This is a genomic window from Hespellia stercorisuis DSM 15480 (genome assembly GCF_900142165.1).
GTDB classification, from domain to species: Bacteria; Bacillota; Clostridia; order Lachnospirales; family Lachnospiraceae; genus Hespellia; species Hespellia stercorisuis.
Genome location: NZ_FQZY01000098.1, coordinates 1 through 11,636, shown reverse-complemented (window position 1 = coordinate 11,636; position 11,636 = coordinate 1). Strand labels below are relative to the sequence as shown.

11 protein-coding genes and 1 tRNA gene are annotated in these 11,636 nt (G+C 46.2%); 9 read left to right on the top strand and 3 right to left on the bottom strand.

The annotated features are described in order from the left end of the window. Window positions 1-71: 71 nt before the first annotated feature. The 5 genes from epsC to sigH are packed head-to-tail and all read left to right on the top strand — an operon-like array spanning window position 72 to window position 4,115. On the top strand, window positions 72-776 hold the full coding sequence (epsC, locus tag BUB85_RS19310) for a serine O-acetyltransferase EpsC (protein ID WP_073113142.1): 705 nt from the start codon (window positions 72-74) through the stop codon (window positions 774-776). Between the two features lie 56 nt (window positions 777-832). After that, entirely contained in the window at window positions 833-2,239 is a 1,407-nt protein-coding gene (gene cysS / locus BUB85_RS19305; RefSeq protein WP_073113139.1) for a cysteine--tRNA ligase, read from the top strand. Then, a complete protein-coding gene (locus BUB85_RS19300) occupies window positions 2,224-2,688 on the top strand; it encodes a Mini-ribonuclease 3 (RefSeq protein ID WP_073113138.1) in 465 nt (154 codons plus the stop codon). Before cysS ends, BUB85_RS19300 begins: the two co-directional genes overlap by 16 nt. Window positions 2,689-2,712: 24 nt before the next feature. Continuing rightward, complete coding sequence (gene rlmB / locus BUB85_RS19295) at window positions 2,713-3,471, top strand: 23S rRNA (guanosine(2251)-2'-O)-methyltransferase RlmB (protein ID WP_073113141.1); 759 nt, start codon at window positions 2,713-2,715, stop codon at window positions 3,469-3,471. A 29-nt stretch (window positions 3,472-3,500) separates the two neighbouring features. Further along, window positions 3,501-4,115 carry an RNA polymerase sporulation sigma factor SigH gene (sigH, locus tag BUB85_RS19290; RefSeq protein ID WP_073113137.1) on the top strand — a complete coding sequence of 205 codons (615 nt, stop codon included), beginning with the start codon at window positions 3,501-3,503 and terminating at the stop codon, window positions 4,113-4,115. A 137-nt stretch (window positions 4,116-4,252) separates the two neighbouring features. Here the strand turns inward: sigH and BUB85_RS19285 are convergent. Further along, window positions 4,253-4,325: transfer RNA gene (locus tag BUB85_RS19285), tRNA-Thr, on the bottom strand. A gap of 231 nt (window positions 4,326-4,556) precedes the next feature. On the opposite strand from BUB85_RS19285, the gene BUB85_RS19280 reads away from it, so the two are divergent. The 3 genes from BUB85_RS19280 to pdxR all read left to right on the top strand — a co-directional run bounded on the left by BUB85_RS19280 (window position 4,557) and on the right by pdxR (window position 8,655). Continuing rightward, window positions 4,557-5,201, top strand: a complete 645-nt coding sequence (locus BUB85_RS19280) for a GTP pyrophosphokinase (protein WP_073113140.1) — start codon at window positions 4,557-4,559, stop codon at window positions 5,199-5,201. A 183-nt stretch (window positions 5,202-5,384) separates the two neighbouring features. Next, entirely contained in the window at window positions 5,385-7,052 is a 1,668-nt protein-coding gene (locus BUB85_RS19275; RefSeq protein ID WP_073113136.1) for a glutamine--tRNA ligase/YqeY domain fusion protein, read from the top strand. 187 nt (window positions 7,053-7,239) lie between these two features. After that, window positions 7,240-8,655, top strand: a complete 1,416-nt coding sequence (gene pdxR, locus BUB85_RS19270) for a MocR-like pyridoxine biosynthesis transcription factor PdxR (protein ID WP_073113135.1) — start codon at window positions 7,240-7,242, stop codon at window positions 8,653-8,655. Between the two features lie 69 nt (window positions 8,656-8,724). On the opposite strand, the gene BUB85_RS19265 is transcribed toward pdxR, so the two are convergent. Then, window positions 8,725-9,420, bottom strand: coding sequence for an MIP/aquaporin family protein (locus tag BUB85_RS19265; RefSeq protein ID WP_073113134.1), 696 nt, complete (start codon window positions 9,418-9,420; stop codon window positions 8,725-8,727). A 16-nt stretch (window positions 9,421-9,436) separates the two neighbouring features. After that, the gene (locus BUB85_RS19260; RefSeq protein ID WP_073113133.1) at window positions 9,437-9,688 is read right to left on the bottom strand and encodes a hypothetical protein; all 252 of its coding nucleotides are present in this window, start codon (window positions 9,686-9,688) and stop codon (window positions 9,437-9,439) included. Window positions 9,689-9,878: 190 nt separating this feature from the next. Here BUB85_RS19260 and cls point away from each other — a divergent pair, with 190 nt between their 5' ends. Then, the gene (gene cls / locus BUB85_RS19255; protein WP_073113132.1) at window positions 9,879-11,441 is read left to right on the top strand and encodes a cardiolipin synthase; all 1,563 of its coding nucleotides are present in this window, start codon (window positions 9,879-9,881) and stop codon (window positions 11,439-11,441) included. Window positions 11,442-11,636 lie beyond the last annotated feature (195 nt).

Here is an 11,636-nt window from a genome sequence, read left to right as displayed (position 1 = left end):
TTTCTGGTAATTAAAAACCCTCCGGGGGATGTGCAGGAGAATGTCTGATGTCGGTAAAAAAGGAGTGGCATATGGGAAAGTTAGCGTATATCAAAGAGGAGATCGCTGTGATCCGAGAGCGGGATCCGGCAATCAAATCCAGCATGGAAGTATTGCTGTATCCAAGCTTTAAGGTGATATTACAGTACAGAAAAGCTCATAAATTGTATCTGAAGGGGCACTATTTTCTGGCGAGATGGATATCTCAGAGAGCAGCCAGGAAGACCGGAATAGAGATTCATCCCGGTGCGACCATCGGGAAGGGCCTGTTTATCGATCACGGCAGCGGTGTGATCATCGGTGAGACGGCAATTCTGGGGGATAATGTCACCTTGTATCAGGGAGTGACGCTCGGAGGAACAGGAAAGGAACAGGGAAAAAGGCATCCGACCATCGGCGATAATGTGATGATCAGTGCGGGTGCAAAAGTACTTGGCTCTTTTACTGTCGGAGAAAATTCAAAGATCGGAGCCGGATCTGTAGTAATCGAAGAGGTGCCGCCAAACTGTACCGTGGTTGGTGTGCCGGGGCGTATAGTCCGGATGGGTGACCAGAAGGTGCCGCGGACCGAGATGGATCAGATTCATCTCCCGGATCCGGTCCTAAATGATATCAGAGAGCTGCAGGCCGATAATCTTCGTCTGAGAAGAAAACTGGCAGATCTGGAAAAACGGCTGGGGAATACTCCGGATGGTATTCAGATTCAGGACGAATCGGTGGAAGACGAGGAAAAATAAAAAGGACAGTGGCAGAGGCAATATAAAAAGAGAAAAGAGAAGGAGATAAATTTAAGATGAAGCTTTATAACACATTAACAAAAAGCAAAGAAGAATTTGTACCGCTGGAGGAGGGAAAGGTTCGGATGTATGTCTGTGGACCTACGGTCTATAACTATATCCATATCGGTAACGCGCGTCCGATGATCGTGTTTGACACGGTGAGGCGGTATTTTGAATACAAAGGGTTTGAAGTTAACTATGTCTCAAATTTTACGGATGTAGATGACAAGATCATCAACAAGTCCATTGAGGAGGGCGTTTCGGCGGAAGAGATCTCGGAGCGCTATATCGAGGAGTGCAAAAAGGACATGGCGGCAATGAATGTGAAGCCGGCCACGGTTCATCCTCAGGCGACACAGGAGATCTGTGGTATGGTGGATATGATCCAGACGTTGGTCGACAAGGGCTTCGCTTATGAGAAAAATGGAACCGTATATTACCGCACAAGAAAATTCGAAGGATACGGAAAACTATCGCACAAAAATCTGGATGATCTGCAGTCAGGCGGACGTTCCCTGCTGGTGTCCGGGGAGGACGAGAAAGAGGATCCGCTGGATTTTGTGCTCTGGAAACCAAAGAAAGAGGGTGAGCCTGCATGGGAGTCACCGTGGAGCGAGGGACGCCCGGGATGGCATATAGAGTGTTCTGAAATGTCCAAAAAATATCTGGGTGAGCAGATTGATATTCATGCCGGTGGAGAGGATCTTGTGTTTCCACATCATGAGAATGAGATCGCGCAGAGCGAGGCGGCAAACGGCAGGGAATTTGCAAGATACTGGCTTCACAATGCATTTCTGAATATTGATAACCGTAAGATGAGTAAATCTCTCGGCAATTTCTTTACCGTACGTGAAATCAGCGAGAAGTATGATCTGCAGGTGCTGCGGTTCTTTATGCTGAGCGCACATTACAGAAGTCCATTGAACTTCAGTGCGGATCTGATGGCTGCTTCTAAGAGCGGACTCGAGAGAATCCTCACTGCCGTGGACAATGTGAAATTCCTGATGGAGAACGCAGGAACCGGGCAGATGACAGAGGCGGAGACGCAGGCCTTTGCGAAGACGAAAGAGTATGTGGATGCCTATGAGCGGGCGATGGATGACGATTTCAATACGGCGGATGCTATCGCAGCGATTTTCGAACTGGTTAGATACACGAATACGACGGTGAACGGCGAAAGCTCCAGAGAATATTTGAAGAGTCTGTTTGATCTGATTGTGAAGCTGGCAGATGTGCTCGGAATCATTGTAGATAAGAAAGAAGAGCTGCTTGCGGAGGATATTGAGGCATTGATCGAGGAACGTCAGGCAGCGAGAAAGGCGAAAAATTTTGCGAGAGCGGATGAGATTCGTGATGAACTGCTTGAGAAGGGAATCGTGCTGGAGGATACCCGTGAAGGAGTAAAATGGAAAAAAGCGTAGATTTTGAACTGAATGAATATATGAGAGAAATCTTCGAGATGCAGGAGGTGGATGCAAAAACGTATTCACCTCTTACATTAGCGTATATCGGAGATTGTGTATATGACCTGATTATCAAGAGCATTGTTGTCAGCAAAGGGAACAAGCAGGTGAAAAAGCTGCATCAGGAGACAAGCTCTTATGTGCAGGCGTCTTCCCAGTCGCTCATGATGAGAGCCATGCAGGATGCATTGACGGAGGAGGAGCATGCGGTCTACAAGCGTGGCCGAAATGCAAAGTCTGTGTCACCGGCAAAGAACCAGTCGATTACGGATTACCGGAGAGCAACCGGTTTTGAGGCATTGTTGGGATATTTGTATCTCAAAAAAGAATATAGACGTCTGGTTGATTTGGTAAAGATCGGTCTGGACAGTCTGGAAAATGTCGAAGAAGGAAGAGAGGAAAAATAATATATGAGTGAAGAAAAAGGGGTTATGAGTCTGGAGAACGGAGAGGAAATCAAGAGCCTGGTGATTGAGGGGCGCAATGCGGTCATGGAGGCGTTCAGAGCCGGAAAACCGATCGATAAGCTGTTTGTCCTGGACGGATGTCAGGACGGACCTGTGCGCAGTATTGTGCGTGAGGCGAAGAAGCATGATACGATCATTCATTTTGTAGAAAAAACAAGGCTTGCGCAGTTGTCTGAGACCGGAAAGCATCAGGGAGTCATCGCCTATGCGGCGGCTTATGAGTATGCGGAAGTGGAAGACATTCTCGCGGCGGCGAAAGCAAAGGGGGAGGATCCATTTATTATCCTTCTGGACAATATTGAGGATCCTCACAATCTGGGAGCAATTATCCGTACGGCGAATCTTGCGGGAGCACATGGAGTGATCATTCCAAAGCGTCGTGCCGTGGGACTGACGGCGACGGTTGCGAGAACCTCTGCCGGAGCATTGAACTACACGCCGGTTGCAAAGGTGACAAATCTTGCGAAGACGATGGAAGAACTAAAGGACCAGGGGCTGTGGTTTGTGTGCGCAGATATGGAAGGAGAGTCCATGTATCGCCTGAATTTGACCGGACCGATCGGACTTGTGATCGGAAGTGAGGGCGAGGGCGTCGGACGTCTTGTGAAAGAGAAATGTGATTTTGTGGCGAGTATTCCGATGAAAGGTGATATTGATTCTCTCAATGCATCTGTCGCTGCGGGAGTTCTGGCCTACGAGATCGTGAGACAGCGAATGAATTAATGTTCGCTTTACGGCAGGAGCGTGGGATTTTGGAGGATTACAGGAAAAAGACAGATGAGCAGCTGATTGTGCAGCTGCGGGCAGGGGACGATAAGATTACAGATTTTATTATGGATAAGTATAAGTTCCTTGTCCGAAAGAAAGCGCGGGCGATGTATCTGCTGGGCGGTGAAAACGAGGACTTGATTCAGGAGGGCATGATTGGTCTTTTTAAAGCCGTGCGTGATTTTGATGAATCCCAGGGAGCATCCTTCCACAGCTTTGCAGAACTGTGCGTCTCCAGACAGATGAGTTCTGCAATCACAGCGGCAAACCGCAAGAAGCATATTCCGCTAAATTCCTACGTGTCCCTCTACGAACGGGAGAACGATGCGGAGACGACACAGCCGCCGTTGATGGAGACACTGCAGACAGCCGCAGAGAGTGACCCGGAGAAGATTTTTTTTGGTAAAGAGTATTCGGAAGCATTTGAAAATACACTTCGTGAGCGATTGAGCCCGCTGGAGAACCGTGTGCTGTACCTGCATTTGCTCGGGACAGACTACCGGACAATTGCAGAGCTGATCGGAAAAAGTCCAAAGACAGTTGACAACGCACTTCAGCGGATCAAGTCAAAGGCAGAACAATTGCTGGTTGAAGAATAGCCGGATAAGGTATGTCTTTGGGGACAGGTTAAAGTGCAATTGGGGACGTAGCAGAATGTCATTCTGCTACGTCCCCAATTGCACTTTAACCTGTCCCCAATAAAAAACTCCTGAATTTCCATTCAGGAGCCAATAACAGCTGTTGACGGGAGTTGAACCCGTGACCTCCTCACTACCAATGAGGTGCGCTACCACCTGTGCCACAACAGCGAACGATATAAATATACAGCATAGAGGTACTGTTTGTCAATGGTTTCTTGCAAAAATATTGGTTGTTCGCTATGGAATTTTACGCAGACTTAACACAGATAAAATATTAGCTTTACCTGCAGCGCTTAAAATAGATGCTGGAATATTTTGTGGACATTTGCGGTGTATAAAAAGAGGGTGGATAAGCCGCCACATGTCTGCAAAAGCAGAAATAGAAAGTTGGGAACGGATATGGCAAAAAATGAAGAAAAAGAACAGGCAATGGCTGAGTTGGTAAAATACACGGAAAACAGAGATTCGCTGCTGAAGGCACAGTGTGCCATCAATCTGGTGAAATCTAAACTCCAGATTATCAATTCGGAATTGTCTCTTGCCCGCAATCATAGTGTCCTCGTCAGCATGCAGGACAGGATCAAGACAACGGAGAGCGTATACCAGAAGCTGAAGAGAAAAAATCTGCCCTGCACAGGAAAGGCCATTGAGGAGAATATCACAGATATGGCGGGAGTGCGGGCGGTCTGTGCGTTTGAGGACGATATTTATCGGGTGTCCGCGATTCTTTTGAAGCAGCCGGATATAAAACTGGCAAAGAAAAAAGATTATATAAAGAATCCAAAAAAAAGTGGATACAGAAGTCTGCATCTGATCATTCATGTGCCGGTATACCTCTCGACGGGAGTGGAGTGGATTAAGGTGGAGGTGCAGCTTCGAACCTCCGCTATGAATTTCTGGGCCGATCTGGATCATCAACTCCGGTATAAAAAGGGTGCAAAAGAGGCAAGACTGATCGGAAAAGAGCTGAAAGAATACGCGGACCGGATCAAAGAGCTGGATGAACATATGGTGGAAATGAGAAAGAAAATCGAGGCGATGTAAAATCGTCAAAAGTGGAGAATCCAAAAGAAAATCTGTTGTCGTGGTTTCCGTTTTGTGGTAAGATATAGTGCATAATGTATCCGGGAGAGAGTATATGCAGCATTGCTTCATAGCAATCTCTCTGCCGGACTGCCGCTGAACCTAGGTGAGGGGGCGCCACATATAATACGAGGAGGATTAACCATGGCAAGTGAAATGGTTTCAAAGAATTTTATTGAGCAGGAGATAGATAAAGATTTAAAGGAGGGTGTGTATGACAATGTCTGCACCAGATTCCCTCCGGAGCCGAACGGATATCTGCATATTGGACATGCAAAGGCCATTCTGCTGAATTATGGGCTGGCACAGGAGTATAACGGCACATTTCATATGCGCTTCGATGACACGAACCCGACCAAGGAAAAAGTAGAGTTTGTCGATTCCATAAAGGCGGACATCGAATGGCTTGGTGCGGACTGGGGAGACAACCTCTTTTTTGCGTCTGATTATTTCGATATGATGTATGAGTGCGCAATCAAACTGATCAAAAAAGGAAAAGCATATGTCTGTGACCTGACGCCGGAGCAGATGCGAGAATACCGTGGGACACTGACAGAGCCGGGAAAAAACAGCCCTTATCGTGACCGCACGGTTGAGGAAAATCTGGAATTGTTCGAGGGGATGCGTGCAGGCGCTGTTGTGGATGGTGCCCGTGTTCTCAGAGCAAAGATTGACATGGCATCCCCGAATATCAATATGCGCGATCCAATTATTTACCGTGTAGCACACATGACTCATCACAATACAGGAGACAAGTGGTGTATTTATCCGATGTACGATTTTGCGCATCCGATTGAGGATGCGATCGAAAAGATTACCCATTCGATCTGTACGCTGGAATTTGAGGATCACAGACCTCTTTACGACTGGGTAGTCAAAGAGTGTGAATTTGAGAACCCGCCGAGGCAGATTGAATTTTCAAAACTGTATCTGACAAATGTTGTGACTGGAAAAAGATACATCAAAAAACTGGTGGAAGATCATATCGTAGATGGATGGGACGATCCGAGACTGGTATCCATCGCTGCACTTCGAAGAAGAGGCTTCACACCGGAGTCAATCAAGATGTTTGTGGATCTGTGTGGGGTATCCAAGGCGCAGAGCTCAGTAGATTACGCGATGCTTGAGTACTGCATCCGCGAAGACCTGAAGATGAAAAAGCCACGTATGATGGCGGTTCTTGATCCAATCAAACTGATCATCGACAATTATCCGGAAGATCAGGTAGAATATCTTGATGTCACAAACAATGTCGAGAATGAAGAACTGGGCGCCAGAAAAGTGCCATTTTGCCGTGAACTGTATATCGAGAGAACAGACTTTATGGAGGAGCCGCCTAAAAAGTATTTCCGCCTTTTTCCAGGAAATGAAGTCCGCCTGATGCATGCTTATTTTGTGACATGTAACAGCTTTGTGAAGGACGAGAACGGCAATGTGACCGAAATCCACTGCACGTATGATCCGGAGACAAAGCAGGGAACCGGATTTACGGGCCGCAAGGTCAAGGGAACGATTCACTGGGTTCCGGCACCGATGGCAACGAAAGCGGAGGTTCGCCTCTATGAGAATATTGTGGACGAGGAAAAAGGCGTGTACAATGAGGAGGACGGATCCCTGAATGTGAATCCAAATTCACTGACAGTACTGAAGGAATGTTATCTGGAGCCGAACTTTGAAGGTGCGAAGGCTTATGACAGTTTCCAGTTCGTGAGACAGGGATATTTTTGTGTGGATGCGAAGGATTCCAGAGAGGATGCACTGGTATTTAACCGCATTGTCTCTATGAAGAGTTCATTCAAACTGCCGAAATAAAACGGTTTGTTATTAAGCAATCTGTGAGAAGGATTTGCAATAGGGGCTGTCGCATTAAGTATCAATCATACGGGATATGGCATTGGAGAATACAAGTCTTCGACGTCGCAGTCACGTATGAGATGTACTTAGCGCGACAGTCCTTTAATTAAAAGAAACTGGTCTGCCCGGGAAGGAGAAAAACAACATGAATGAACTGACCATCAACCTGAAACCAAAATCAAAAATACCTCTGTATGAGCAGATTTATGACTATATCAAATCAGATATCCAGAAGAAGAGGATACCAAGCGGCGAGAAGCTGCCGTCCACACGGGCTCTGTCGAAGCATCTGGAGGTGAGCCGCAGCACAGTGGAGCTGGCGTACGAGCAGCTTTTGTCGGAGGGATATATTGAGGCTGAGCCGTATAGAGGGTACTTTGTCGCACACATTGATAATCTGTATCAGCTTAATACGGTGAAAAATGTGGAGCGGAAAGCTCCCGAGAAGACCAGAGAGCAGTGCCGATATGACTTTACGCCGAACGGTGTGGATCTGAAAAGCTTTCCCTATAATACCTGGCGGAAATTGTCGAAGGATATTCTGCTGGACGACAAGGTGGAACTGTTTCGTCTCGGAGATTCCCAGGGAGAATATGGTCTCCGCGCGGCAATTTGCGCTTACCTTCATCAGGCAAGGGGCGTGAACTGTCTGCCGGAGCAGATTCTGGTGGGGGCAGGCAGTGACTATATGATGATGCTTCTGGGAACGATCCTGGAAAATGGATGGAGGATCGCGGTCGAAAATCCGACCTACAAGAGAGCGTACCGCCTGTTTGAAAATCTTTCTTATGATGTGCTGGCAGTCGACATGGACCGGAGTGGCATGGATGTCGGAAAGCTGAGAGAATCCGGTGCAGATGTTGCCTTTGTCATGCCCTCCCACCAGTATCCGCTGGGGATTGTCATGCCGATTAGACGGAGGCTGGAGCTTCTGAATTGGGCAAATGAGAGCGAGACACGATTTATCATTGAGGATGATTATGACAGCGAATTCCGCTATAAAGGCAAACCGATTCCGGCGCTGAAGGGATATGATGCGAACGAAAAGGTGGTATATATCGGGACCTTTTCCAAATCCATCGCACCGGCGATCCGTATGAGTTATATGGTTCTTCCAAAACCTTTGATGGAACGGTTTGAGACACGAAGCAAGTTTATTCATTCTACAGTGTCAAAGGTGGATCAGATCATACTGCAGAGATTTGTGGAGGAGGGCTATTACGAGAGGCATCTGAATAAGACGAGGGCACTGTATAAGAGCAGACACGATGTCCTGCTGAACAGCCTGAAGGTATTCCAGGATTGGGGAACGGTCTCGGGGGAGAATGCGGGTGTGCATCTGCTGCTTCACCTTGACAATGGAATGACCGAGGAAGAACTGATTGAAGCGGCAGAGAACGCGGATGTGCGGGTGTACGGTCTGTCAGAGTATTATATTGCGAAGAGGGAAAAGAAACATATCCCCACAGTGCTGCTCGGGTATGCGAATATGAGCGAGGAGAAGATCGAGAAAGCGGTGGAGATACTGTGGAATGTCTGGTGTGCAGGAAAAGAAAGATAAAGAAAAATGGGGGAGGTACAAAAGCAAAGCTTTTGTACCTCCCCCATTAAAAGTGTGCCTCAATGAAAACTAGGCCTCTTTTCCTTCAGAAATGAATTTCCATACATAAGCGGCAATCGCTGCACCGATCAATGGAGCTACGATAAATACCCATACCTGAGAAATCGGAACGGTGTCTCCGCCGACAGCTGCCATAATCGCAGGACCAAGACTTCTTGCCGGATTTACAGAGGTACCTGTAAGCGGAATGCCAAGAATGTGAACAAATGCAAGTGTAAGACCGATAACGATACCGGCAACACTTGAGAATTTTTCTGTGGATGTAACACCCAGAATAGCCATCAAGAATACGAATGTCAGGATAATCTCAACAATAACAGCACCGATCATGCTGAGTCCGACGTAAGAAGCATCTCCGAAACCATTTGTTCCGAGACCTTCGATGACAGGTGAACACATAGAACCGATTCCCATAAGGATGGCCGCAGCAACCAAAGCCCCCAGACATTGGGCAACTACGTAGCCGACGAAATCTTTGACGTCCATTTTTTTGCTGAGTAACATGGCAAATGAAACTGCCGGGTTGATGTGGCATCCGGAAATATTTCCGATAGAATATGCCATTGCTACGATCGAGAGACCGAATGCCATGGCGATTCCAAGCACGCCGAGTACACCGTCAATACCACCGGAAATGGCTGCCGATCCACATCCAAATAAAGTTAGTACAAAAGTACCGATAAATTCTGCTACATATTTTTTCATTAGTAAGCCCTCCTGCTCAATTCCCCAAATTTGTGTTTTCCTGTTTTGCTTTCTTTGCACCGAGTGAAACGTATTCCCTGTCAGAAATTGGCTCCAGATCACTGTCTAAATCAAAGTCATCATCTAAATCGAAGTCATCTGGATCTGACTCACCAGAAGAAAAATGTAAGTCATCCGATGCGTCTTTCTTCGAGAAATAAGTGACAATTATGCCGATAATTACACCGATTGCGGTAAGGCCAAGCAGGCATTTCCTCAGTTTTTGCAATATTTTGTTCTCCTTTCTTATGCAAATTATACAACAATTATATCTTAATACTTTTTTAATGTAAATACAATATTGTGAAGAAAAATAAATTGTGTTAAACTAAACAGGCAGTTTAAGAAACAGCAGTCAGCAAAACAGGTGCTAAGAACTGCGCTAAATGGTATTTTATAATAGGAGAATAATCAATTAAATGGAAGAAAATACAGTAAAAAAAGCGAAAAAAGGATTTCTGCACATTGTTTTCAGCAGGGCGGGCATGATAGTGATACTACTGTTGCTTCAGCTGATGCTGCTGTTCAGTGTGACAACATTTCTGAGTGAGTATAGTACGATTTATTATGTGGTATTTAATATTCTCAGTGTTCTTGTAGTGATTTATATTATTAATGAAAAAGGAAATCCGGCATTTAACATGACGTGGATCCTACTGGTTATGATTTTTCCGGTGTTTGGAAGTTTATTTTACATTTATGTCAAATCCCAGTTGGGAACACGTTATATCGGGAAAACTCTGGGAAGGATCAAATTGGAGACATCCCGCTATATTGACCAGAAGCAGGATATGCTGGAAGAAATCCGGGTGAGTAAGCCGGCCAATGCAAATCTGGCACATTACATGAAGTTCCAGCTTGGATTTCCTACATATCGGAATACGAAGGCTACCTATTTCAGTTGCGGAGAAGAAAAGTTTCCGGCAATGATACGTGAACTGAAAAAAGCCGAGAAATTTATTTTTATGGAATATTTTATTGTGGAAGAAGGGTACATGTGGGACTCTGTTCTGAACGTATTGAAAGAAAAGGCGGAGCAGGGTGTGGAAGTCCGTTTTATGTATGATGGAATGTGCAGCCTTACCATGCTGCCCCACAATTATCCGAAAACTCTGCAGAAGCTGGGAATAAAATGCAAGATGTTCAGTCCGATCCGTCCCTTGCTGTCCACCACGCAGAACAATCGCGACCACCGGAAAATCTGTGTGGTCGATGGTAAGGTTGCAATCACAGGCGGAATTAATCTGGGAGACGAATATATCAATCGAAAAGAGCGCTTCGGTTATTGGAAGGATACAGCAATTATGCTGGAGGGACCGGCGGTACAGAGCTTTACCATGATGTTCCTGCAGATGTGGAATGTCACGGAAAAGAGTGTAGATTATTATAAACAATATCTGCGTCAGGAACCGCAGACGGAGCTTCAGCGGGAACTGGGATTTGTGCTGCCCTATGCGGACAGCCCGTATGATAATGAGAATGTCGGGGAGGAAGTTTATTTTCATATTCTGAATCATGCGAAAAAGTATGTCCACATCATGACACCTTATCTGATACTGGATAACGAGATGCTCGATACACTGAAGCGGGCGGCAAAGAGCGGAATTGAAGTGCAGATCATCATGCCGGGGATACCGGACAAATGGTATGCCTTTGCACTGGCGAAGACTTATTACCTGGAGCTGATGGATGCCGGGGTACAGATCTTTGAATTTACGCCCGGATTTGTCCATGCGAAAGTGTTCGTGTCGGATGACGATACAGCCACGGTGGGAACAGTCAATCTGGATTACCGCAGCCTGTACCTTCACTTTGAATGTGGAGCGTTTATTTACAATAATGTGGTAGTTCGCGATGTGGAATTGGATTTTCAGAGCACATTGCTGCGCTGCAGACGGGTGACGAGAGCGGAAATGAAAAAAATTACCGTTCCGATGAAAGTGGCGGGAAGAGTGCTGCGTCTGGTGGCGCCGCTCATGTAACAGTGGACGTAATTGGACAGCGTTGAGGAATAAAAACTTTTCGCAATAAAATAACCAGAATCTAAGCAGGAGTACCTCTTGTGCGGTAAAATATAAGTAACAAATTTTTCGCACAGGAGGTTTTTACGAATGACAAAGAAAGAAAAACGTGAACGAAAGAAACAGGACCGTGGAATAGTTGATTTTATGATGGTT

Excerpts from the sequence above, each read along its gene's own strand:
- epsC (WP_073113142.1), top strand. The coding sequence starts at position 72 with ATGGGAAAGTTAGCGTATATCAAAGAGGAGATCGCTGTGATCCGAGAG.
- cysS (WP_073113139.1), top strand. The coding sequence starts at position 833 with ATGAAGCTTTATAACACATTAACAAAAAGCAAAGAAGAATTTGTACCG.
- BUB85_RS19300 (WP_073113138.1), top strand. The coding sequence starts at position 2,224 with ATGGAAAAAAGCGTAGATTTTGAACTGAATGAATATATGAGAGAAATC.
- rlmB (WP_073113141.1), top strand. The coding sequence starts at position 2,713 with ATGAGTCTGGAGAACGGAGAGGAAATCAAGAGCCTGGTGATTGAGGGG.
- BUB85_RS19280 (WP_073113140.1), top strand. The coding sequence starts at position 4,557 with ATGGCAAAAAATGAAGAAAAAGAACAGGCAATGGCTGAGTTGGTAAAA.
- BUB85_RS19275 (WP_073113136.1), top strand. The coding sequence starts at position 5,385 with ATGGCAAGTGAAATGGTTTCAAAGAATTTTATTGAGCAGGAGATAGAT.
- pdxR (WP_073113135.1), top strand. The coding sequence starts at position 7,240 with ATGAATGAACTGACCATCAACCTGAAACCAAAATCAAAAATACCTCTG.
- BUB85_RS19265 (WP_073113134.1), bottom strand. The coding sequence starts at position 9,420 with ATGAAAAAATATGTAGCAGAATTTATCGGTACTTTTGTACTAACTTTA.
- cls (WP_073113132.1), top strand. The coding sequence starts at position 9,879 with ATGGAAGAAAATACAGTAAAAAAAGCGAAAAAAGGATTTCTGCACATT.